Source organism: Mycobacterium kyogaense (assembly GCF_003254575.1).
GTDB lineage: Bacteria > Actinomycetota > Actinomycetes > Mycobacteriales > Mycobacteriaceae > Mycobacterium > Mycobacterium kyogaense.
In genome coordinates, this window is the sequence record NZ_QJUA01000005.1 from 19857 (window position 1) to 41005 (window position 21149).

General features: G+C 66.3%; 23 protein-coding genes and 4 tRNA genes. 11 read left to right on the top strand and 16 right to left on the bottom strand.

The genetic code is table 11. The features are described 5' to 3' along the window. Nucleotides 1-3: 3 nt before the first annotated feature. From aftC to DMB80_RS05405, 3 genes are read right to left on the bottom strand one after another with little or no spacing between them, the layout of a single operon-like run. Nucleotides 4-1272 (bottom strand): arabinofuranan 3-O-arabinosyltransferase, encoded by a 1269-nt coding sequence (aftC, locus tag DMB80_RS05395; protein WP_111509041.1) that lies wholly within the window; start codon nucleotides 1270-1272, stop codon nucleotides 4-6. Nucleotides 1273-1309: 37 nt separating this feature from the next. After that, nucleotides 1310-2860 (bottom strand): alpha/beta fold hydrolase, encoded by a 1551-nt coding sequence (locus DMB80_RS05400; RefSeq protein WP_111509042.1) that lies wholly within the window; start codon nucleotides 2858-2860, stop codon nucleotides 1310-1312. A gap of 23 nt (nucleotides 2861-2883) precedes the next feature. Next, nucleotides 2884-3666, bottom strand: a complete 783-nt coding sequence (locus tag DMB80_RS05405; RefSeq protein WP_111509043.1) for a pyrimidine reductase family protein — start codon at nucleotides 3664-3666, stop codon at nucleotides 2884-2886. Nucleotides 3667-3700: 34 nt separating this feature from the next. Between DMB80_RS05405 and zapE the strand changes: the two genes are divergently transcribed. Further along, nucleotides 3701-4750, top strand: a complete 1050-nt coding sequence (gene zapE, locus DMB80_RS05410; RefSeq protein WP_111508906.1) for a cell division protein ZapE — start codon at nucleotides 3701-3703, stop codon at nucleotides 4748-4750. Here the strand turns inward: zapE and DMB80_RS05415 are convergent. From DMB80_RS05415 to DMB80_RS05435, 5 genes are read right to left on the bottom strand one after another with little or no spacing between them, the layout of a single operon-like run. Next, nucleotides 4726-5268, bottom strand: coding sequence for a GNAT family N-acetyltransferase (locus tag DMB80_RS05415; protein ID WP_240431023.1), 543 nt, complete (start codon nucleotides 5266-5268; stop codon nucleotides 4726-4728). The two genes, zapE and DMB80_RS05415, sit on opposite strands and share 25 nt — an antisense overlap. Continuing rightward, a complete protein-coding gene (locus DMB80_RS05420) occupies nucleotides 5253-5747 on the bottom strand; it encodes a hypothetical protein (RefSeq protein ID WP_111508907.1) in 495 nt (164 codons plus the stop codon). Before DMB80_RS05420 ends, DMB80_RS05415 begins: the two co-directional genes overlap by 16 nt. Before the next feature lie 60 nt (nucleotides 5748-5807). Beyond that, nucleotides 5808-6242: a PPOX class F420-dependent oxidoreductase gene (locus tag DMB80_RS05425; protein WP_111508908.1), complete on the bottom strand. Its 435-nt coding sequence runs from the start codon at nucleotides 6240-6242 to the stop codon at nucleotides 5808-5810. Between the two features lie 36 nt (nucleotides 6243-6278). After that, complete coding sequence (locus DMB80_RS05430) at nucleotides 6279-7007, bottom strand: Clp protease N-terminal domain-containing protein (RefSeq protein WP_111508909.1); 729 nt, start codon at nucleotides 7005-7007, stop codon at nucleotides 6279-6281. Nucleotides 7008-7038: 31 nt separating this feature from the next. Beyond that, complete coding sequence (locus DMB80_RS05435; RefSeq protein WP_111508910.1) at nucleotides 7039-7524, bottom strand: SRPBCC family protein; 486 nt, start codon at nucleotides 7522-7524, stop codon at nucleotides 7039-7041. 78 nt (nucleotides 7525-7602) lie between these two features. Between DMB80_RS05435 and DMB80_RS05440 the strand changes: the two genes are divergently transcribed. Then, nucleotides 7603-7965 carry a helix-turn-helix domain-containing protein gene (locus tag DMB80_RS05440; RefSeq protein ID WP_111508911.1) on the top strand — a complete coding sequence of 121 codons (363 nt, stop codon included), beginning with the start codon at nucleotides 7603-7605 and terminating at the stop codon, nucleotides 7963-7965. On the opposite strand, the gene DMB80_RS05445 is transcribed toward DMB80_RS05440, so the two are convergent. The 8 genes from DMB80_RS05445 to DMB80_RS05480 all read right to left on the bottom strand — a co-directional run bounded on the left by DMB80_RS05445 (nucleotide 7958) and on the right by DMB80_RS05480 (nucleotide 10424). Beyond that, nucleotides 7958-8383: a hypothetical protein gene (locus tag DMB80_RS05445; protein ID WP_111508912.1), complete on the bottom strand. Its 426-nt coding sequence runs from the start codon at nucleotides 8381-8383 to the stop codon at nucleotides 7958-7960. The two genes, DMB80_RS05440 and DMB80_RS05445, sit on opposite strands and share 8 nt — an antisense overlap. A gap of 244 nt (nucleotides 8384-8627) precedes the next feature. Further along, nucleotides 8628-8828: a three-helix bundle dimerization domain-containing protein gene (locus DMB80_RS05450; RefSeq protein WP_111508913.1), complete on the bottom strand. Its 201-nt coding sequence runs from the start codon at nucleotides 8826-8828 to the stop codon at nucleotides 8628-8630. A gap of 103 nt (nucleotides 8829-8931) precedes the next feature. Further along, nucleotides 8932-9225, bottom strand: coding sequence for a hypothetical protein (locus DMB80_RS05455; RefSeq protein WP_413783408.1), 294 nt, complete (start codon nucleotides 9223-9225; stop codon nucleotides 8932-8934). A 49-nt stretch (nucleotides 9226-9274) separates the two neighbouring features. After that, entirely contained in the window at nucleotides 9275-9610 is a 336-nt protein-coding gene (locus tag DMB80_RS05460) for a hypothetical protein (RefSeq protein ID WP_162938415.1), read from the bottom strand. A gap of 201 nt (nucleotides 9611-9811) precedes the next feature. Then, a tRNA-Val gene (locus DMB80_RS05465) sits at nucleotides 9812-9886 on the bottom strand. Between the two features lie 12 nt (nucleotides 9887-9898). Then, nucleotides 9899-9972: transfer RNA gene (locus tag DMB80_RS05470), tRNA-Cys, on the bottom strand. Nucleotides 9973-10000: 28 nt separating this feature from the next. Beyond that, nucleotides 10001-10073: transfer RNA gene (locus DMB80_RS05475), tRNA-Gly, on the bottom strand. 96 nt (nucleotides 10074-10169) lie between these two features. After that, complete coding sequence (locus DMB80_RS05480; protein ID WP_111508915.1) at nucleotides 10170-10424, bottom strand: hypothetical protein; 255 nt, start codon at nucleotides 10422-10424, stop codon at nucleotides 10170-10172. Between the two features lie 106 nt (nucleotides 10425-10530). On the opposite strand from DMB80_RS05480, the gene DMB80_RS05485 reads away from it, so the two are divergent. From DMB80_RS05485 to trxA, 9 genes are all read left to right on the top strand, one after another. Continuing rightward, a tRNA-Val gene (locus DMB80_RS05485) sits at nucleotides 10531-10605 on the top strand. 167 nt (nucleotides 10606-10772) lie between these two features. Beyond that, nucleotides 10773-13418, top strand: coding sequence for a DUF4236 domain-containing protein (locus tag DMB80_RS05490; protein ID WP_111508916.1), 2646 nt, complete (start codon nucleotides 10773-10775; stop codon nucleotides 13416-13418). A 485-nt stretch (nucleotides 13419-13903) separates the two neighbouring features. Further along, complete coding sequence (locus DMB80_RS05495) at nucleotides 13904-14200, top strand: putative quinol monooxygenase (RefSeq protein ID WP_111508917.1); 297 nt, start codon at nucleotides 13904-13906, stop codon at nucleotides 14198-14200. 219 nt (nucleotides 14201-14419) lie between these two features. Continuing rightward, entirely contained in the window at nucleotides 14420-16303 is a 1884-nt protein-coding gene (gene dnaK, locus DMB80_RS05500; protein WP_111508918.1) for a molecular chaperone DnaK, read from the top strand. 3 nt (nucleotides 16304-16306) lie between these two features. After that, on the top strand, nucleotides 16307-16831 hold the full coding sequence (locus tag DMB80_RS05505) for a nucleotide exchange factor GrpE (protein ID WP_111508919.1): 525 nt from the start codon (nucleotides 16307-16309) through the stop codon (nucleotides 16829-16831). A 7-nt stretch (nucleotides 16832-16838) separates the two neighbouring features. After that, the gene (locus tag DMB80_RS05510; RefSeq protein ID WP_111508920.1) at nucleotides 16839-17768 is read left to right on the top strand and encodes a DnaJ C-terminal domain-containing protein; all 930 of its coding nucleotides are present in this window, start codon (nucleotides 16839-16841) and stop codon (nucleotides 17766-17768) included. Then, the gene (locus DMB80_RS05515; RefSeq protein WP_111508921.1) at nucleotides 17765-18082 is read left to right on the top strand and encodes a chaperone modulator CbpM; all 318 of its coding nucleotides are present in this window, start codon (nucleotides 17765-17767) and stop codon (nucleotides 18080-18082) included. The genes DMB80_RS05510 and DMB80_RS05515 overlap by 4 nt, the downstream gene beginning before the upstream one ends. Further along, a complete protein-coding gene (gene clpB, locus DMB80_RS05520) occupies nucleotides 18064-20688 on the top strand; it encodes an ATP-dependent chaperone ClpB (protein ID WP_111508922.1) in 2625 nt (874 codons plus the stop codon). The genes DMB80_RS05515 and clpB overlap by 19 nt, the downstream gene beginning before the upstream one ends. Before the next feature lie 13 nt (nucleotides 20689-20701). Next, nucleotides 20702-21148 carry a thioredoxin gene (gene trxA, locus DMB80_RS05525; RefSeq protein WP_111508923.1) on the top strand — a complete coding sequence of 149 codons (447 nt, stop codon included), beginning with the start codon at nucleotides 20702-20704 and terminating at the stop codon, nucleotides 21146-21148. Nucleotide 21149 lies beyond the last annotated feature (1 nt).

A 21149-nucleotide genomic window follows, 5' to 3' on the forward strand; every position in this document is an offset into this window, starting at 1 on the left:
AGGCTACTCGGCGACCCGGGTGCCGGACGGGCTGCCGGAGGTGAGCCAGGGCGGGTCGATCCCGTCGGCGAGCCTGCCGTCCCGTCGGGCGTCCAGATAGCGGAACAGCAGCACGCAGAACACCACGATCACCATCAGCGACCAGCCGTAGGTGATCTTCAGGTACTCCAAGGCGCGCCCGGTGGACGGCAGCTGCCACAGCAGCCAGCGGTCCATGGTCAGGAACCCGTAGGTGGCCAGCCACGCAACCCAGTTGCGCAGCACCGAGTTCGGCAGCACGACCGTCATCAGGAACGGGAACAGCGCGATCGAGTAGTACCCCTGGCCGAGTGAGAGCACCAACCACGAGGTGACCAGCAGGACGCCCGAGGACGTCAGCATCCAGAAGAACGGGTCCCGGGTGCGGTAGTACCGGTACAGCAGCCACAGCGCGGCCGCACCGAGGGCGGCGAAGGTGATGCGCAGCAGCAGGATCAGCCACGTCGGCAGGCCGAAATAGAGGCCGTTGCCCAGGATCGAGCTGTTGAAGTAGTCGCGGGTGGAGAAAATGTAGGGCACCGTGCGGGTGACGAAGCTCATCGGATCCGAGATCAGCGGCCAGGCAGCGAGATTGAACGCGATCGGGACAGCAGCCGCGGTGACCAGGACCCGCCACTGCCGGTTGAGTATCGGCAGCAGCAGCAGCGGGGCCAGCAGTGGTTTGACCACCAGCGTCAGCCCGATACTCACCCCGGCCCACCATTCGTGACTGCGGTTGCCGTCCAGCAGCCAGCGGAAGAACAGCACTTCGAGCAGCAGCATGACGCCGTTGATGTTGCCGAAGACCAAGGTGTTGGTGACGGATTCGGTGAAGAACATCGCGAGCAGCAGGGCCGGTGCCGCCACCGAGCTCAGCGTGTACCCGAACAGGCGCAGCAGGAAGTAGCCGGCCAGGATGATCGCCACGGTGTTGAAGAAGATGAACCAGTTGCGCGAGGCCACCTCGGGCAGATAGCCGAAGGGCGCCATGATCAGCGTGCCGCCCGGCGGGTACAGGTAGTGCGGGTCGACGTAGTCGAAGTGCTCGTTGTAGATGTCCCAGCCGAACTTGAAGTTGATGACGGCGCGGTAGACCGGCGCGAAATCGTCGGTGATGTAGCGGTTGAACACCAGCACGTAGCTGCGGTGGATCACCGACAGGATCGCCAGCGGCCACAGGACCGACCGCAGAACCGCGGCGGTGGTGGGCGGGGACGTGCGGGGCCTGAACGCTTTCACCACAAGATCACGCACGTCAGGCACCGTACCGTAGCGGCACGTACCCGGGCCGTCAGGCCGGGCAGTACGTGTCGGTGGCCGGCAGCGCGCCGCTGTCGAGGTAGCCGAGCACCGGCGGCAGCGCACACGCCGAGTAGATCGTCGCGCCGTGGCCGATGCCCTGCCACATCACCCGCCGGTTGGTCGAGCCGGCATTGATGGCGGTCGCGGCGACCGCGGCCACTCCTTCGTTGCCGACGACGGGGTCGTTCTGCACGCCCAGCAGCAGCGTCGGCGTGGTCAGTCCCTGGGGTTCCTTCGGTGCGGTGCCGCTGGGCCAGTTCAGGCACTTGACCATGTCCAGGGCCCCGACGGTGCCGAACTGCGGGTAGCGCTTGCCCCATTCGACGACGAGTTCGCGCACCCGGTCGGGCGTGGGCCGGTTCAGCGCGTCGCTGCAGGAATTGACGAACTGCCCGTCGGTCTGGCGCAACGTGTCGGCGGTGTTGATCAGGTTGTTGAGCCGATTGCTGTCGCCGCCGTTGGCGTCGGCGATCGCCTGGGCGAGTTCCCGGCCCGCGTCGACGCGATTGCCCTGCGGGAAGGCCAGCGCCGTGGAGATCGCGTCGGCCACCGCGGCCACCGATGCGCCGCCCGGCCCGTTGCCGGCCCGCGCGGCCGCCAGCAGGGTGTCGACGGCGTTCTTGGGGTCGGGCAGCGGGCAATTGCTGGCGATGCACTGGGCGGCCCAGGCGTCCAGGGAGGCCTGCTCACCCTTGACGCGCTGCTCGGTGGCGGCCTCGGCCGAGATGCCCAGCGGCAACGGGGAATCGAGAACCAGGCGGGCCACCTTGTTGGGGTGCGAACCGGCGTAGGCGAGTGCGACCTGCGCCCCGTTGCCGACCCCGAGGAGCGCGAGCGCGGGAACGTCCCAGGTGGTGCGCAGGCGCTCGAGGTCCTCGGCGGCGTGGGCGTTGTCGTAGGCCGAGTCGCCGGGGGCGATGGTGTCGGTGCAACTGGTGGTCGCGGTCATCGTGATCGCGCCGAGGTTGGCCACGGGGTCGTCCCCGGACTGGAACTGGGCCTGCTCGAACATCTCCTGGCGGTCGAACACATCCCGGCAGTCCAGGGCGCCCGACATGCCGATACCGCGGCGGTCGACGGCGACGACGGGGTGCTTGGCCAGCACGTCGGTGCCTGCACCGGCCAGCCAGGCGGGCAATTGCACCGACGACGGCAGATCGGAGCCGGTCGTCATCACCAGCGGACCTGCGTCCGCGGGCGTCTGGGCGGAGCGGGCCCGCACCACGCCGATGCTGACCGAACCGGTGGCCCCGGCGATCGGGTCGAGGTCGGCGTCGTAGCTCGCGCAGTCGAGCGTGACTCCCGCCGGCGGCTCGACCGCGGCGGCGCTGAACACCCGCGACGTGCAGTCACGCCAGGACAGCTCGTTCTTCGGCACCTCGATCGGCGGCGGACCGGCGGGCTTGTCGCTCGTGGTCACGGCGCCCTGCGGGTGTGCCCCCGAATCGGTGGCGTACCGCGGGTTGGCGGCCAACCCGGGGGAGCACGCGGTGAGCAACGACACCGTCACCGCAAGCACTGCCGGCACCGATCGACGCATGGCGACCACAGTACTGATGGCCGTCACTGGGCCGCGGCTGCGCGCGCGTAGCGCAGGAACAGGTATCCGTCGTCGTCGCGCACGACGTGCTGCAGACGCAACCGGGCCTGATCGTCGCCGTCCCCGGTGACGATGCGCCCGGCCGCCCCGCCGACGAGCACCGGCGCCACGGTCAGGCACAACTCGTCGAGCAGGCCGTCGGCGATGAGCCGGCCGAGGATTCCGGGTCCGCCCTCGGCCAACACCCGGCCCAACCCGCGGTCGGCCAACACGGTCACCGCTCGCGCCAGCTCCAGGGATTCGGGGTCCGAGCCGGACACGTCGATCACCTCGGCCAGATCGCCCAGCGCGCGTCGTGTCTGCGGCGCGGCGGCCGCGCTGGTGAACACGATCGGCGGCACCTCGGTGTGCTGGAAGACGGCGGCATCGGGGTCGACGGAGCCGGATCGGGTCAGGACGGCGATCGGGGGGACGGCGGCCTGTCCGCGGGCCTCGCGGGCGGCGCGCTGCTCGGCGCTGGGGGACGCGCCGGAGTAGTCCTCGGCGCGCACCGTGGCGGCTCCGACGAGGACCACGTCGGCCAGTTCGCGCAGCACCGAGAACAGGGTTTTGTCCCCGTCGCCGCCGAGACCGCCGGAGGTGCCGGAGCTGGTCGCCCCGCCGTCGGCGGAGGCGATCATGTTGGCCCGCACCCAGCGCTCGCCGGGATAGGCGTACCGGGCGGTCAGCTCGGTTCGGTCGATCGTGCCGACCGTGCCGACCGTGCCGAGCACTGTGAACTGCGTCCCGTCCGCGTGGTCGCCCATACGCAGAATCTCAGCACGCCGATAGGGTGCCTGCATGCACGGGTCCAGCATCACCTCCGGTGAGGTCGCGCACCTGACCGATCGACGTCCCAGCGTCACGCCGGAGCGGTTGGTCGCTCAGCTGGTTCCGCCGCCCACGTTCGCCGACGTCAGTTTCGACACGTACCGGCCCGATCCGGCGGAGCCCTCGCAGGCGGCCGCCGTGCAGGAGTGCCGCCGCTTCTGCGAGCAGGCGGTGCAGCGTCGCGCGGGCAAGAAGAAGCTGTTCGGCAAGCGGGAGGTGCTGCCCGGCGTCGGCGTGTACCTCGACGGCGGCTTCGGGGTCGGCAAGACCCATCTGCTCGCGTCGTCGTATTACGCCGTCGAGGGTCAGAAGGCGTTCGCGACCTTCGGTGAGCTGACTCAGCTGGCAGGCGTTTTCGGGTTCGTCGAGTGCATCGAGCTGCTCGCCGACTACACCCTGCTGTGCATCGACGAGTTCGAGCTCGACGACCCCGGTAACACCACGCTGATCTCCCGGCTGCTCTCCGCGCTGGTCGACAGGGGAGTGTCCGTCGCCGCGACGTCGAACACGTTGCCCGAGCAGCTCGGGGAGGGCCGGTTCGCCGCGCAGGACTTCCTGCGCGAGATCAACACGCTGGCCGCGATGTTCACGACAGTGCGCATCGAGGGACCGGACTATCGGCACCGGGATCTGCCGCCGGCGCCCGAGCCGCTCAGCGACGCGGAGGTCACCGAGCGCGCCGCGGGGGTGTCGGGTGCCACGCTCGATGACTTCGATGCGCTGTGCGCGCACCTGGCGACCATGCATCCGTCGCGGTATCTGACGTTGATCGAGGGTGTCACCGAAGTGTTCCTGACGGGCGTGCACCCGCTGGACGACCAGAACGTCGCGTTGAGGTTGGTGTCGCTGACCGACCGGCTCTACGACGCCGGGGTTCCCGTGGTCGCATCCGGCGCGAAGCTCGACACCGTGTTCAGCGAGGAGATGCTGGCCGGCGGCTTCCGCAAGAAGTACCTGCGGGCGACGTCCCGGCTGCTGGCGCTGACCGCAGCCGGTCAGACGGGGCGCACCATCACGTAGTCCGCTTCGAGGTGGGCGCCGACCCGGAACGTTTTCGTGCCGGTTACCTCGAACCCGTGTTTGTGGTAGAACCGTTGTGCCCGAACGTTTTTCTGGTTGACGCCGAGCCATGTCGACGCCGCGGCCGTGCTGGCGGCATGCTGCAGCGCGGCGGACATCAGCGCTGCAGATGCGCCGGCGCCGTGGGCGTCGGGCAGTACGTACATCTTCGACAGTTCCACCGCCGGGCGGGCGGTCACCGCGGCGGCGACGTCTGGATCGTCGGGCACGCCCGCGATCAGCATGGCGTAGCCGAGTATCCGGTCGTCCTCGGTCGCGGTGAACACCGTCCGGTCGGGGTCGCCGAGGTAGTCGGCGAACCGGTCGGGGGTGAGGTTCTCGGCGATGAAGGCGGCGACGTCGTCCGGAGTGCACGACGGGGGACAGGCCAGCGGGAAGGTGCGCGCTGCGACGTCGGCGAGTTCGTCCAGTCGGGTGGCGTCGGCGGGCCTGACTTCCAGACTCAGCTGATGTTCCACTGAGCGAGGCGTTCTCCGGTGATCCGGTCGAGCAGTACCACGTTGGACACCAGGTCGCGGTAGCAGTCCCACCAGACGCCGCCGGTGAACGCACGACCGACCTGGGCGTTCTGCATGCCGTACTGCAGCGCGTCGGGGGCGTCGCTGTTGCGCGGCTCGTACGCGTCACCGGTCGGGGTCACGCCGCGAAATCCGAAGGTGATGCCCATCGCGTACGGCGTGGGGAGCTTCACCGGGGTGATCGTGACGTCGGCCCGGTAGACCTGGTAGCGCGGGGCGCGAGGCGGATATCCGAAGCCGGGGGGCACCGGGGAGGGGTTGACACCGAGGACTGCGACATCGGCGACCAGGCCCTTGAACTCGACGCGCAGCGTGTCACCCAGCCGCCCGATCGGGATGACGGCGGCGCCCGCCGGCGGCGCGAGCACGCCGCTCAGCGTGGCGATGGAGGCGAGCAGGACAACGAGCCAGCGCCGCATTGCGAATCCCCTCGTAGGCGTCCTGGTATGATCGCACACCGGCCGACGCCTTCGGCGGGGTTATGGCTTCGCGGGCACCCAGGGCCCCACGCCGCCGACCTTGTCGATGCGGATCCTGGTCAGGTAGCCGGGTGGGGCATCGGCCGGCGGAAAGCCGGCGTCGGGCGCGGCCAGCGTCTCGGCGAGATCGGCGAGCAGTTCGGGTGCGCCGCCCTCGACGATGCGGGCGGTCCCGGTGACCGCCAGGTAGGGCCGCATCACTGCGGTGGGGCCGCCGGGCGCGACGATGGTCACTGCGACACGTGGGTCGCGACGGACGTTGCGCACCTTCTTGTGCTCTGACAGGTGGGCGGTCACCAGTTCGTCGCCGTCGGGTGTGGACTGCAGCGCGACCCACACGACAGTGACCTGGGGACTGCCGTCGGGGTTGAGGGTCACCAGGGTGGCGTCGGCGCCACGGCCGATGAGTTCTCGCGCGGCCGAGTTGAGTTCCATGCGGTGTGATACCGCGCGGCCGCGGATTTCATTCCCTCACGGGGTCTGGAAGGCCTCCAGTGCAGCGCGCAGCTCGCGTTCGAAACGGTCGATGTCGACGCCGAGACGGTGCAGTCCATCGTCGTCGTGTTCATCGTTGTAGAGCGCGAGCAGCAAGTGTTCGGTACCGATGTAGTTGTGGCCGAGCCGCAGCGCCTGCCGGAATGTCAGCTCGAGAGCTTTCCTGGCGCGGGCGTCGAAGGGGATCAGCGCGGGCACCGCGTCGGCGGGCGCGGGCAGGGTGATTGCGTTCTCGACCGCCTCGGCGTCGAGGCCCTGATCGGCCAGCAGGCGGGACGCGAGGCTGGTCGGGTCGGCGACGAGGCCGAGGACGAGGTGCGCCGGGCTGATCTCGGTGTTGTGTGCGGCGTGGGCCCGGTTCTGGGCTTCGACGATCACGGCGCGGGCGCGCGGGGTGAAGCGCTGGAAGCCTGCGTTCGGGTCCATCGCCGCGGCATCGGTGGGGGACTTGGGGACGAATCGCTTCTGGGCGGCCTGCTTGGTGACGCCCATGCACTTGCCGATGTCGGTCCAGCTTGCACCGGATCGGCGTGCCTGGTCGACGAAGTGGCCGATCAGGTGGTCGGCGACCTCGCCGAGCGCCTCGGCGGCCAGCACCGCGTCGGTCAGCTGGTCGAGCGGTTGGTCGTGGACACGGGTGATGACGTCGATGAGGTCGTCGAGGCGAACGGGATGGCTGATCCGGACATCGGATGGATGCGACATGCGTCAACCGTAGGTTGACGAATGCGGATCGTCAACCCTGGGTTGACCGGGGGTAGCCGCGCCGGACCGTGCGGTCGAGGATGCCGAGGGTGCCGCGCAGCGCCAGTTCCGACACCACCGGGAAGATCTTCGCCTCGCGCCACTGCTGGTCGATCGCCGACCAGTCGTAGAACGACGTGACCAGCGTGTCCTGCCCGCTCGGCTCCAGGCGGTAGCCGTAGACGTGGCCGATCTGTGGGCGGATCTTGCCGAGGATCGTCCAGGCGATCAGCCGATCCTGCTCGAACTCGGTGATCTCGACGGTGACGTCATAGCGGCCCATCGGAAAGTCGTTGAGGGCCTCGCGGTCCATGTGCACCACGAAGGTGTCGCCGACGGCACTGACGGGTTCGCCCGTCGCGTCCTGCAGCATGCCGGTCGCGTCGATGGCGACATGGCCCGCAGGGTCGCGCAGCACGGCGAACACGGCGTCTGGAGCAGCGGCAATGGTTCGGGACACTTCGATGCGATCGGTCATGGGTCGATCGTGGCATGCAGTGGCGTGAATCACGGAAAAGTTTCGTTTCAACGGAAGTCCGGGAAACCGATTTCTACTATGCGGCCTGATGAAAAGACCAACACACATCACCCCAGGATGTTGCGCCGTGCGCTGGACTTCATCCATGACAATGCGCAGTACGACATCACCATCCGCGACATCTCCGCGGCGGCTGACGTGACACCACGGGCGATCCAGTACGCGTTTCGTGAGCACGTGGGCGTCACACCGCTGGAGTACCTGCGCCGGATCCGCCTCGAGCGCGCCCACCGCGAGTTGAAATCCGCCGACCCCGCGCGTGACACCGTCACCTCGATCGCGGGGCGCTGCGGGTTCACCCATCCGGGCCGATTCAGCAGCGCCTACAAGGAGATCTTCGGTACCGAGCCGAGCCGCACTCTGCGCAGCTCTGCTAGTTGATCGGTGTGAAGCCCTCGCGGTTGTAGATGCCTGCCTGCCATCCCTGCTCGCCCACGCACACCAGCGGACGCCCATCGGGTGCCTGGGCCGCCGACTGCGGGCTGGGGCACTGCGCCCCGATGTCCTGCACGCCCTTGAGGTCGTAGGTGGCCTGCCAGAAGCCGGTGTACACCGGCGGCCACTGATTGGGGATCCAGCGGCACTGCAGCGCCTCGCCGCCCGGACCGCGCCCGAAGGTGAAGCGCCCCATGTTGGTGCACGGCGCCGTCAGATGCGCGTCGTAGATCATCCCGGGGACGTCGTTGGCGTAGTGCCCCGGCTCGTCGAAATACATGGGGCCAGGATCAGCCGCGGCCACCGGTGCCGCGCTCAGTGCGGCCAGGCCGATCAGCGTCGACGCCGCCATCTCGCGAATCATGTCCCACCCTCTGGTCGCCGGTTGGTTGCTGGATCGCCAACACTAGCCGGTCGCTGCTCGGCGACGCGGGGTTTCCGGGTGCCCCGACATGATCTCGGCCCGCCACCTGAGGGGGGTTGGTGGCGGGCCGAGCGTATCGGGGATGTCTTGTCAGAAGCTGATGTCGATGACGTTAGGAGCCCAACCTGAGAGCGGCCTAATAGTCAGGTAGATCTCTGCTACAAAATCGATAACGATCCGGGTGTCAGCAGCCGAGCCGGCTCAGTTCCGCCCTGGCGTTCCGCTCGACGAACAGGGGCACGAAGTCGCGAATGGGGCTGCCGGTGAAACGCGAGTACTCCTGGTGCACGACTGCGGCGACACGGTCGGGGGCGACGGACTCGTGGGCATCGGCCAGGCGCTGAGCCAGCTGGTCGATGATCTGCTGCTCACTCAACTCGATCACCGGCTCAGCTTCGTCTGGTGGACAGCCTTCGTCAATCGGCTGTTGCCATTCTCAGGTGACCGTGCAGGGACAACAGCGCGCACATGTGGTGAACATCAAAGGGCTACTTCATCTTCAGCACCCAGGCGGGCACCCAATGCGTCACCGACTGCTTGTCTCCGCCGAAGCTGACGGTGTAGGTGACCAGCCCCCACCAGCCCCCCTGTTCGCCCAGGCCCCAGCACGAGAGTCGGCCCTCGACGACGGTGTCCATCTGTAGTCCGTGGGGGTGGTAGCGACCGGCGCTGTGCGGTTCGCGCGGGAACATCGCGACGAGGTCGACCAAAACGGCGCAAGGCGGGTGCACCCTGCGGAACACCGTCCGCAGGGGCTGCCCGCCATGGCCGATCTGTTGCAGACCCACCGTTCGATCATATGTTCGATGGGCCGGTGGGGAGAAGGGGCGCTCAGCCCTGGTTGTTCGCCTTCGTGATGCCGGGGGTGAAGTTGGGTCCGCACGGCATCTTGATGCCGTGCTGCGAGCACAGGGCGATGCCGCCCTGGACGCCGTCGTAGGTGCTGGCCTTGGGGTAGGTGCCCTGCTGGTCGACGCCGCTGGAGGCTTGGGAGATGGCGGCGCCGCTGAGCGAGGCGGTGAGCATGGCTGCCCCGGTGAGCAGGCCGGCGGTCGCGGCGATGAGGCGGTTGGGCATGTCGATCTCCTGGTCGAGGGTGTCGGCCGGGCAGCGGAGCTCCCGGCGGGTGTGCCATCGATGATGTGCAGCCAACTTGCGAAGAACCACCCCGATTGCCTGGCGATCCACTGATGGCCGCGACGAGACTTTGGGAAGTTCACAGCGGGGTGCCAGAAACTGTCGGCACGGTGCCCACGCTGCGCGCGACGGACAGCTACAGGACGGGATGATGACGAGAACGCGCCGAGAAGTGACTCAGGCGGTCGACCTACCCGGGGGCAAGATCGCATTCAAACTGATGACGAGATGTGGTGCGCGATACTGGGATTGAACCAGTGACCTCTTCCGTGTCAGGGAAGCGCTCTCCCGCTGAGCTAATCGCGCCGGGAAACACCTTGGAGGTGGAGACGGGAATCGAACCCGTGTGCACGGCTTTGCAGGCCGTTGCCTCACCACTCGGCCACTCCACCGCTGGGCTTTGATGCCAGTGCACCTTCGAGCGGATGACGGGATTCGAACCCGCGACCCTCACCTTGGCAAGGTGATGCGCTACCAACTGCGCTACATCCGCGTGCTACGGCCGAGTTCATCGTCCGTTGCGATGCACGACGATAGTCCACGCAGTTGGGCGTACACAAATCACCTACTGATCGAGGCGCCGCGAGCGTCAGATCAGGGTGTATGCCTGGCGCGAGAGCGTGAATCCGTGGCCGGCGGGGTTCGAGCGCCGCATCCCCGATGCTTCGCTGCGCCGACTCCTGCCGCCCTCCGAGGGTGGTGTCGCCCGTGCGGGCGACCGGGAGGGGGAGCCGGCGGGACGTATCGGGACGTCTCGGCCGTCGCCGAGCAGGGCGGCGGCCCGCGGCTTGGCGGCAGTAAGCGCGCAGACCGTCGACGCGGCGGCGGTGAGCAGGCCTGACATCCGCGTGAAGCCGCCTGTGGAAACGCTGTCAGGTTGCCAGACGGCGGCACGTGAGGCGACGGATTCTCATCGACGTGGACCCGCGTGTTAATGTTCTGGCCCGTCCGGTCTCGTAGCTCAGTGGGAGAGCGTCCGCCTCACACGCGGAAGGTCGCTGGTTCGAAACCAGCCGGGACCACCACCAGTAATTGCAGGTTTCACGGGCCAACCGGTCGGTGATTTCTCGGGGCTGGTCGCGGCTTCGGAATCCGCAAATTTCGCGTTTGCCGCAATGTCTCCGCGCATCTGAACCGCGTGCGATAGCGTCATAGCGCGACAAAAGGTTGCTGTCATCGTCTGGGGGGACGAGTGGGCTTCTATCTTCGTAAGACCGTCAAAGCTGGACCATTCCGGTTCAATCTGAGTGAGTCGGGGCTGGGTGTCAGTGCCGGGGTACCTGGATTCCGCGTCGGAACAGGACCGCGCGGCAATTATGTGACCGTTGGCAGCAACGGCATCTACTACCGCGCGACGCTCGGCGGCAGTGGCGCTGTTCTGTCGAATGGTGCCAGCCACTTGCCAGATAATCGATTGCCGGCCTATCGGCCCAGTGGAATCGTCATGGAAGACACCACGGGCGCCGAGGTCCTGGCAATGGAGCCGACGGGCGGCGGCGATGTCGTCGACCAGCTCAACTCGGTATCGGGCCGGCTGCGGTTGGGATGGCCTGCGGCTATCGCCGTGTTCGTTTTGGGCTTGCTGGTCGGAATGCCTTGGGGCATCGCTGTTTGGGCGGTGCTCGGTCCTGCCTGCGCGTGGTTGATCATATGGGAGCAGGCGCGCCGCAAAGTCGTCTTGTTCTACGACGTCAATGATGCCCCGGCGACCTGGTTTAACTCGGTTGTGGACCAATGGGGGTGGCTGGCCGGCTCGCAAAAACTGTGGCGAGAAGTGCAGACCGGTGCAGTCACGACGACTCAGCAGTTCAAGACGAATGCGGGAGCCAGCAACGTAGTCAATCGAATAGTGGCGACTGCCAACACATCCGGCCCCTCCGAGCTCGCCACCAATATCGCGGTACCGACACTCACGGCCGGCAAGGCTGCACTGTACTTCTTGCCGGATCGCATCCTGGTTCGTGAGGGCAAGAGCTTCAGCGATGCCGCCTACTCGCGTTTCAGCATCCGGCCGGGGCAAACACGGTTCATCGAAAACTCCCCGCCTCCCGGCGACGCTATTCAGGTTGACCACACCTGGCGCTACGTAAACGTTAGAGGTGGCCCCGACAGGCGGTATAAGGACAACCCGGTGCTGCCGATAATGCTATACGGGACAATTGATCTTGCGAGCACGCAAGGCTTGCGTTGGGACCTCCAAATATCGCGCAAGGACGCAGCCGAACCCATCGCACAGGTCCTGTCCCTCTCGCCAACTGTCGCGGCACCAGTGAAGACCGCGCGTTCTATTACTCCACCGCAACCGCCGAAGCAACGTAATGCAAAGCCACCAGGGCCGCCTCAGCCCAAACCGAAACGTGCCGCAGCGCCAAGCATCCACAGCAACTCAGGCGGGGATCAACCGTTGAAGGGGAATGGCGGCGGATTTCTGCGTGCGCAGCTCACACGAATCTCGAACGGTGAGCCTGCAACAGAAGCCGTCTTTGCCGCTCTCGACATAGAAACGACCGGCCTCGACCCCGATGTGGACCGCATCATTGAGGTTGGAATCGTGAAGTTCACTGCCGACGGGACCGTGATCGACGAGTTCGCCACGTTAGTCAACAATCCGGGCTCAAGCGCTGGAGCTCGTGAAAAGCACGGAATTGACGACGCGGACCTTATCGGTGCGCCGAGCGCCGAGCAGGTGCTGCGGGAGGCCTTCGCTTTCATAAGCGGAACAGTGCTTGTGGCGCATAAGCTCGATTTCGAGGACGGGTTTCTCGCCGCCGAGGCACGGCGGGCAGGCCTGTCGTTGCCACCGGTAGTTGGTATCTGCACCTGGCAGACATCGCGGCGCCAACTCGACGGTCGTGCATTTAGCCTGTTCACGATGTACAAAACGGCGACGGGTAATTGGCACGATCACCAACACACGGCGCTAGGCGACGCACGCGCCGCGCGCGACGTGCTGCTCTGGTTATTGCGGACGACGCCGACGCCTTTGCATCTGACAAAAACTCTTCCGGCTACAAAACCGCCGCCCTATGCGCCGTGCCCGATCAGTTGTCGGCCTGTGCCCCTGACGAGGGCATCGATCGCGTCACTGCTCGACTCGTTTCCCCAATCGCCGAACAACCGCGACGGCGACCTTGTCGAGACCGAAAAGTACCTCTCGCTGCTGGCCGAAGCCGTGGAGGATGGCCGCCTTACCTACGAAGAAGCAGACACCCTTACACGCCAAGCCCGCCGCACCAGACTCACAGGTTCTCAACTGCGCGGGTTGCACCGACAGGCTTGGGATAAGGCTTTCGTTGACGTCAAGGAGACGGATTGGGCACTGCTGGAACCAGTCCGACGCCGAGAGATGTACCTACTCGCCGAAGCGCTCGGTCTGCCAGAACTCGCCCACGACATAAACGAGGTCATTCGATCGTGCGCCGAATCTGAACCTCCAGAAGAGGCCCGCTATCTCAGAGGGATCCGCATTGCGATCGTCGGCGACGGCGACGAGATCGAGGCGTTGCGCGGGCGCGCCGAGACGTATGGCGCAAAACTGGCGGTGAAAGTCACCAAAACGGTTCTGTGGCTAGCGACGGATACCCCGGACGCGACAGACTCGCGCCACACCTCCGCGCGCACCCTCGGTATACCCATAGTTGGTGCGGCCGAAGGTACTACACGACTTAACGAGGCTATACGGGAGGCCGAGCTCAAAGCATTTGAGCGGCAACGGCAAATCGACGAACACAACGCCCGCCGGCGACAACGAGAAATCGAAGATGATGCCTACTGGCGACCAACGTGGAGGGCCAGCGAGCTGGACAAAGACCCCGAGCACGACCCCTGGTACGACTAGAGCGGCAGTCGCGAGGGTTTGATCCCGAGATAGTCGGTCAGGCGTCGTTGCCGAGACTGCCCGGTCGATCCCACTCTTCCCCAACTGCGTAACACTTGGACGTCAACGAGTACTCCCCAGGTTGGCGTCTCGTATGTCAGCGCGATACTGCCACTAACCGATGCCACTCGTTCAGGATGGCATCACTGAGTGTGTTCAGTGATGCTATCGAAGGATCGAATCGTCACGTGATGACGCCTCGTCAGTGTGTGGCCCATCTGGCCCGATGGCGGGTGCCCCGACAAGCCGTTTCGGCCCCATCGGCGGGGTATTGGAGCAAGCTTCCTGACCCGGCTCGCTGAACTGATGCACCGGGCCGAATCGGCGCTCGCACTTTCACCCCGACGGGCCCAGGGAATCGGTACCCGCGTCGCGCAGCCTTGGGAACGGGCCGCCCCCATGATCCCGTCCCGCTCCCCGATATTCACCACGAGAGAGGAAAGACCATGGCTACCAAAGCTCTACTGGTCCGGCTGGAGGCCAAACCCGGCAAGGAGAGTGACGTCGAGGACTTCCTCACCTCGGCGCTGCCCCTGGTCCGACAGGAACCCAATACGAAACCATGGTTCGCGGTCCAATTCGGCCCGTCCACCTTCGGCATCATCGATGCCTTCCCCGATGAGTCTGCCCGGCAGGCTCATCTCGACGGTCCGGTCGGGAAAGCGCTCCAGGACAAGGCCGATGAGCTGTTCGCGTCGCCACCGGAGATCAACGAACTCGACATCATCGCCGAGAAGCCCTGACCCATCGGCGGCCGGCGGGCTGCACCCGCAGGGCAGATCGGCGCGAGCTATTTGGACACGCGAGGGCCAAGCGATGACCGGGTGAGGGGCCAAGACTGGTCTCACCACGGCAACCATCGCAATCAACGAATTTCGACGGCGGCTTCTCCTCGGCGACCTCAGCGGCGCATTCAGGCACTGCGGCTGCTTTCGAGCACCGGCAATCGACAGGAGTGAGGCATGGCAACAGCAGTAGGTATCGATCTGGGCACCACCAACTCAGTGATCGCGGCCTGGCAGAGCGGCGAACCCGTGGTCATTCCCAACGTGGAAGGCGCGCGCACAACGCCTTCCGTCGTCGCGTTCACCGAAGGTGGTGAACGGCTGGTCGGCCAGCTGGCGCGGCGACAGTCGATCATGAATCCCAAGGGCACCATCTACTCGGCGAAGCGGTTCATCGGCCGCCGGTTCAGCGAGATCTCGGAGGAAGCGAAAGCGGTCAGCTTCGATGTCGTCGAGGGGCCCAACGGCGAAGCGCGCTTCGATGTGCGCGGCAAGCTGTACTCACCGGAAGAGATCAGCGCCCAGGTACTCCGCAAGCTCGCCGACGACGCGGGCAAATTCCTCGGTGAGCGGGTGACGCAAGCGGTCATCACCGTCCCGGCGTACTTCAACGACGCCCAGCGCAACGCCACCAAGGACGCAGGTCGGATCGCCGGCCTCGAGGTGCTGCGCATCATCAACGAGCCGACGGCAGCCGCGCTGGCCTACGGGCTGGACAAGAAGGGCCACGAGACGGTCCTGGTGTTCGATCTCGGCGGCGGCACGTTCGACGTCAGCCTCCTCGATGTCGGCGACGGTGTCGTCGAGGTCCGCGCGACAGCCGGCGATTCCCACCTCGGAGGTGACGACTTCGACCGCAGGCTCGTCGACTTCCTCGCCGACGAGTTCAAGCGGGAGAACAACATCGACCTGCGATCGGATGCGCAAGCGCTGCAACGGCTTTTCGAGGCGGCGGAAAAAGCGAAGGTCGAATTGTCCTCGGTGGCACAGACTCAGGTGAACTTGCCGTTCATCACCGCGGACGCCAACGGGCCCAAGCACTTGACGATGACCGTCAACCGGTCCAAGTTCGACGACCTGACTCACGATCTGGTCGAACGGACCATGGGCCCGGTGAAGCAGGCGATGTCGGACGCCAAGGTCACGGCGAACGATATCGACGAGGTCATCCTGGTCGGCGGGTCGACTCGCATCCCCGCCGTCCAGGCCCTCGTCCGTCGGCTCACCGGCGGCAAGGACCCGAACATGAGTGTCAATCCCGACGAGGTCGTGGCGATGGGTGCCGCGATACAGGCGGGTGTGCTCAAGGGCGAGGTCTCCGACGTTCTGCTGCTGGACGTCACACCCCTGTCTCTAGGGGTCGAGACCGCGGGCGGGCTGATGACGAAGATTATCGAACGCAACACGACGATCCCGGCCCGGCGCAGCGAGGTGTTCACCACCGCTGCGGACAATCAACCCGCGGTGGACATCGTGGTCCTCCAGGGTGAGCGTGAACTGGCCCGAGACAACCGGGTTCTCGGCAGGTTCAACCTCGAGAACATCCGGCCCGCGCCGCGCGGCGAGCCGCAGATCGAGGTCATCTTCGATATCGACGCCAACGGCATCCTCAACGTCACCGCACGCGACAAGGACACCAGCGCCGAGCAATCGATCACGATCAGCGAGCAGTCCAACCTCGACCAGAGTGAGGTCGAGCGAATGGTCCGCGAAGCAGAGGCGCACCGCCGTGAGGACGAGGAGTTGCGCAGGGTCGTCGAAGCGCGGAACGAACTCGATTCGGCCGCTTATCGGCTGGAGCGCCGACTCACAGAACTCGGCGACTCCGTCGCGCCCCACGACCGCGGCCGCGCCGAGATGCTCATCGCTGACGCGCGGCAGGCCCTCAACGACGAGGCGCCGATCGATCGTCTGACGCAGTTGACCTCCGAACTCCAGCAGATGCTGTACGGGCTGCAGCCCTCTCAGACGGCGGGCACGAACGGCCACGCACCGGGCGACGGGTCCGCGGCGCCAACGGCGGATGACGACGTGGTCGACGCCGAATTCGACCGGAGCTAGCCGATGGCCGGCCCCCAGGAGCAGCAGAGGACTGACGGCGACCTTGCCGGTTCGCCGGACGCACAACCCGAAAAGGTTGCACCGGAGGGGGATTCGAACACTGACCTGGCGCGGCTCGAGGACCGCTGGCGGCGCGCGGTCGCCGACGTGGACAACCTTCGTAAGCGCCATGCCCGTGAACTCGACCGGGAACGGGCCATGGAGCGGTCGCGCGTAGCCGGCGCCTGGCTTCCCATCGTCGACGATCTCGAACGTGCCCTCGCCCACGACGGCGGGCAGCCGAACGCAGTGATCGAAGGCATCCGGACCATCCTGCACCAGGCCGTGAAGGTCCTCGACCAACTCGGTTACCCCCGGGACGACGAAACTGGAGTGCCCTTCGACCCCCAGCGTCATGAGGTGGTCGGCGTGGTCAACGTCTCCGACACCGCCCCCGGCACCGTCATGGAGGTGTTGCGTCCGGGATACGGGGAGAGCGGCAATCAGCTTCGGCCGGCGGCCGTCGTGGTCAGCCGGCGTGAGGAGTGACCGTTAAGTGGCCCGCGACTACTACGAAGCCCTCGGGGTGTCCCGGGATGCCACGCCCGACCAGATTCAGCAGGCGTTCCGCTCATTGGCGCGCAAGTACCATCCCGACGTCAACAAGGACCCCGGCGCGGAGGATCGGTTCAAGGAGATCAACGAGGCTTATCACGCCCTGTCCGACCCGGCGACGCGCAAGCGGTATGACCGGTTCGGTGACGATTACCGTCACGTCCCAGACGATTGGGAAGAACAGGCACGGGCCGGGGCAGGGGTCGGTGGGTTCGGCGGGTCCCGCGGTGCGCAGGGCGGGCGGCGGACGCGATACAGCACGGGCGGTTTCGGCGGCGGGGCCAGCGTCAACTTCGAGGATCTCTTCGGCGACATCTTCGGGGGCAGTGGTGGCTTCGGGCCTGTCCCGGGGGCTGACCAAGAGGCACAGCTCGACCTGACCGTCGAGGAGGCCTACCGCGGGGGTAGACGGCAGCTCTCGATCGGTGACCGCACCTACACCGTCAACATCCCGGCCGGCGTCGTCGACGGACAACGTATCCGGCTGTCCGGAGAGGGGGGCCGGGGGAGCGGTGACGGCACACCTGGTGATCTCTACCTGGTCGTGCACATCATGCCGCACAAGCACTTCCGCCTGGACGGGCGCAACGTGATCGCCGACTTGCCGGTATCGCCGTGGGAAGCGGCGCTCGGCGCCACCGTCGCGGTGCGAACGCCGGGCGGCGAGGCGAAGGTGAAAGTGCCTGCCGGCTCGTCCACCGGTCGACGACTGCGACTCCGCGGCGAGGGAATGCCCAATCCCAAAGGTGAACCAGGGGACCTCTACGCCGAGATCAAAATCGTGGTGCCGGCCCAGCCGACTGCCCGGGAGCGTGAGCTGTTCGAGCAACTCGCCACCGAGTCGACGTTCGACCCCAGGAGGTCCCGATGACGGCGCCGCGGTACGCGCTGGTGCGCAGGCCGGGCTTGTCGCTCGACGAGATGGCCCGTCGATGTGGCGTCCACCCGGACATGCTTCGACGGCTTGCTGCGCTCGGGCTGTTGCCCTGCACACCGGATGTCGGGGGCGAGCCGCGGTTCGATCCGTCCGGGGTGGCCGCCGTGGCCCGAATTCATCGACTCCGCGCCGGGCTGGGCCTCAACTACGCAGCGATCGGGCTCGTGCTCGAGCTGCTCGACCGCATCGATGAACTGGAATCAGCGTCACGGCGAGGAAGGACATTCGTGTGGACGTCAACAGACTGACGCAGAAATCGCAGCAGGCGCTCCAGGAGGCGCAGACCATCGCGACCCGGATGGGTCATACCGAAGTCGACGGCGAGCACCTGTTGGCGGCACTGATCGACCAACCCGACGGCTTGGTGCCGCGGCTGCTCACCGCTGCCGACGTCGACGTCGAGAGGCTACGCGCAGATCTGCAACGAGAATTGGAGCGCAGACCCAAGGTGAGCGGGCCCGGCGTGTCACCGGGTCAGGTGTCTGTCACCCGGCGCCTGGCGAATGTGCTCGACACGGCCGAGCGGGAAGCCAAGCGGCTCAAGGACGACTACGTCTCGGTGGAACACCTGGTGATGGCGCTCGCCGAGGAGGGCACGTCGACCGCCGCGGGGCGAATATTGGCACAGCACAATGTGACTCGCGATTCTTTTCTGTCGGCCCTGACGGCCGTGCGGGGCAATCAGCGGGTGACCTCTGCGACGCCGGAGGGTTCCTACGAGGCGCTGGCGAAGTACGGCCGGGACCTCGTCGCCGAGGCGCAGTCGGGCAAGCTGGACCCGGTGATCGGCCGGGACGCCGAGATCCGCAGGGTGATCCAGATCCTGAGTCGCAAGACGAAGAACAATCCGGTGCTGATCGGTGATCCGGGTGTGGGCAAGACGGCGATCGTGGAGGGTCTTGCGCAGCGCATCGTCCGCGGCGATGTTCCGGAGGGTCTGCGAGACAAGACGATCTTCTCTCTCGACATGGGCTCGTTGGTGGCGGGGGCCAAGTATCGCGGCGAATTCGAGGAACGGCTGCAGGCGGTGCTGTCGGAGGTGAAGGCGGCCGAAGGTCGCATCCTGCTCTTCGTCGACGAGCTGCACACGGTGGTCGGCGCGGGCGCCGTGGAGGGATCGCTGGACGCCGGAAACATGCTCAAGCCCATGCTGGCTCGCGGCGAGCTGCACATGATCGGCGCAACCACTCTGGACGAATACCGCAAGCACATCGAGAACGACGCCGCGCTGGAGCGCCGGTTCCAGACCGTGCTGGTCGATGAGCCCGACGTCGAGGACACCATCTCGATCTTGCGCGGCCTGCGCGAGCGTCTGGAGGTCTTCCACGGCGTCAAGATCCAGGACGTCGCGCTGGTGGCGGCCGCCACACTGTCGCATCGGTACATCACCGACAGGTTCCTCCCCGACAAGGCAATCGATCTCGTCGACGAAGCATGCGCGCGGCTGCGTACCGAGATCGATTCGATGCCTGCTGAACTCGATGAGATCAGCCGCCGTGTCACCAGGCTGGAAATCGAAGAAGCAGCGTTGTCGAAGGAGGCCGATCCGGCGAGCGAGAGCCGACTGGAGGAACTCCGGAGGGAACTGGCGGATCTGCGCGCGGAAGCCGACTCCATGCATGCGCAGTGGGACGCCGAGCGGCAGGCCATCAAGCGTGTGCAGGAATTGCGGGAGCAACTGGAGCAGCTGCGACGCGACGCCGACGACGCAGAGCGAAGCTACGACCTCAATCGCGCCGCGGAACTGCGCTACGGCGAGATGCGCGACGTCGAGCGCAAACTGGAGACCGCCGAGGAGCAGTTGAGGTCCAAGCAGGGCCAACGGCGACTGCTGCGCGAAGTGGTCACCGAGGACGAAATCGCCGAAATCGTCTCCGTCTGGACGGGTATCCCGGTCTCGCGGCTGCAAGAGGGTGAACGGGAGAAGCTGCTCCGACTCGACGAGATCCTGCACGAAAGGGTGATCGGCCAAGACGAGGCCGTGCAATTGGTGGCCGACGCGGTGATCCGCGCGAGGTCGGGGATTCGCGACCCACGACGCCCGATCGGATCGTTCATCTTCCTGGGGCCGACGGGTGTGGGCAAGACAGAACTCGCCAAAACCCTTGCCGCAGCACTGTTCGACAGTGAAGACAACATCGTCCGACTCGACATGAGCGAGTACCAGGAACGGCACACCGTGAGCCGGCTGGTCGGCGCGCCGCCGGGATACGTCGGGTATGACGAGGGCGGTCAGCTCACCGAGGCGGTGCGGCGTAAGCCGTATTCGGTGGTGCTGTTCGATGAGGTCGAGAAGGCGCACGCCGATGTGTTCAACACGCTGCTGCAGGTGCTCGACGACGGTCGACTCACCGATGCGCAGGGGCGCCACGTCGACTTCCGCAACACGGTGGTCATCATGACCTCGAACATCGGATCGCACTATCTGTTCGACGGGGTGACCGGCGACGGCGAGATCAAGCCCGACGCGCGGGAACGGGTGATGGCCGACTTGCGGGGTCATTTCCGCCCCGAGTTCCTCAACCGTGTCGACGACATCGTCCTGTTCACGCCGCTGGCGATCGCGCAGATCGAGCGGGTCCTCGAGCTACAGCTGGACGACCTCAGGAGACGTCTGGCGGACAGGCATATTCAGCTCGAGATCACACCGGATGCCAGCCGGCTGATCGCCGAGCGTGGCTACGACCCGGTGTACGGCGCGCGGCCTCTGCGCCGCTACATCGCACACGAGGTGGAAACGAAAATCGGACGCGCGCTGCTGCGAGGCGACGTCGCGGCGGGCGGCGTCATCCGTGTCGCGGTCGACAACGGAGATGTGTCCGTCACCTACTCAGCGCCCGCCGCGGCGGCCTGACGAGAGGGAGAACATGCACGCCGATGTCGTGACATGTCCGCACTGCGGGAAGCGAAACCGGGTGCCTGCTGTCGCCGACGGCACACCGCGCTGCGGCAACTGTCATCAATGGTTGCCGTGGGTGGTGAACGCCGGTGATCAGGACTATGCAGATGTCGTCGACACAGCCGATGTCCCCGTACTCGTCGACCTGTGGGCCACCTGGTGCGGACCGTGCCGAATGGTCAGTCCCGCACTGGAGAAGCTCGCGGGAGAACGCGCCGGCCAACTCAAACTGGTGAAGGTCGATGTCGACAAGGCACCGGCGACTGCGCAACGTTTTTCGGTACAGGGAGTGCCGACGTTGCTCGTCGTCGACCACGGCGAGACGGTGGCGCGCCAATCCGGCGCCGCACCCGTCGCCGTTCTTCGGTCATGGCTCGATCAAGTTCTGGCCAAAGACACTTCGACGAAAGGCTGAT

What these genes read in the sequence shown, in the direction of transcription:
- DMB80_RS05420 (WP_111508907.1), bottom strand. Translation starts at nt 5,747, where the DNA reads ATGCGGCGCTGGCTCGTTGTCCTGCTCGCCTCCATCGCCACGCTGAGC.
- DMB80_RS05515 (WP_111508921.1), top strand. Translation starts at nt 17,765, where the DNA reads ATGACGGCGCCGCGGTACGCGCTGGTGCGCAGGCCGGGCTTGTCGCTC.
- zapE (WP_111508906.1), top strand. Translation starts at nt 3,701, where the DNA reads ATGCACGGGTCCAGCATCACCTCCGGTGAGGTCGCGCACCTGACCGAT.
- DMB80_RS05480 (WP_111508915.1), bottom strand. Translation starts at nt 10,424, where the DNA reads ATGTCAGGCCTGCTCACCGCCGCCGCGTCGACGGTCTGCGCGCTTACT.
- DMB80_RS05435 (WP_111508910.1), bottom strand. Translation starts at nt 7,524, where the DNA reads ATGACCGATCGCATCGAAGTGTCCCGAACCATTGCCGCTGCTCCAGAC.
- DMB80_RS05400 (WP_111509042.1), bottom strand. Translation starts at nt 2,860, where the DNA reads ATGCGTCGATCGGTGCCGGCAGTGCTTGCGGTGACGGTGTCGTTGCTC.
- trxA (WP_111508923.1), top strand. Translation starts at nt 20,702, where the DNA reads ATGCACGCCGATGTCGTGACATGTCCGCACTGCGGGAAGCGAAACCGG.
- DMB80_RS05505 (WP_111508919.1), top strand. Translation starts at nt 16,307, where the DNA reads ATGGCCGGCCCCCAGGAGCAGCAGAGGACTGACGGCGACCTTGCCGGT.
- dnaK (WP_111508918.1), top strand. Translation starts at nt 14,420, where the DNA reads ATGGCAACAGCAGTAGGTATCGATCTGGGCACCACCAACTCAGTGATC.
- DMB80_RS05495 (WP_111508917.1), top strand. Translation starts at nt 13,904, where the DNA reads ATGGCTACCAAAGCTCTACTGGTCCGGCTGGAGGCCAAACCCGGCAAG.
- DMB80_RS05405 (WP_111509043.1), bottom strand. Translation starts at nt 3,666, where the DNA reads ATGGGCGACCACGCGGACGGGACGCAGTTCACAGTGCTCGGCACGGTC.
- DMB80_RS05440 (WP_111508911.1), top strand. Translation starts at nt 7,603, where the DNA reads ATGCGGCCTGATGAAAAGACCAACACACATCACCCCAGGATGTTGCGC.
- DMB80_RS05425 (WP_111508908.1), bottom strand. Translation starts at nt 6,242, where the DNA reads ATGGAACTCAACTCGGCCGCGCGAGAACTCATCGGCCGTGGCGCCGAC.
- DMB80_RS05445 (WP_111508912.1), bottom strand. Translation starts at nt 8,383, where the DNA reads ATGATTCGCGAGATGGCGGCGTCGACGCTGATCGGCCTGGCCGCACTG.
- DMB80_RS05430 (WP_111508909.1), bottom strand. Translation starts at nt 7,007, where the DNA reads ATGTCGCATCCATCCGATGTCCGGATCAGCCATCCCGTTCGCCTCGAC.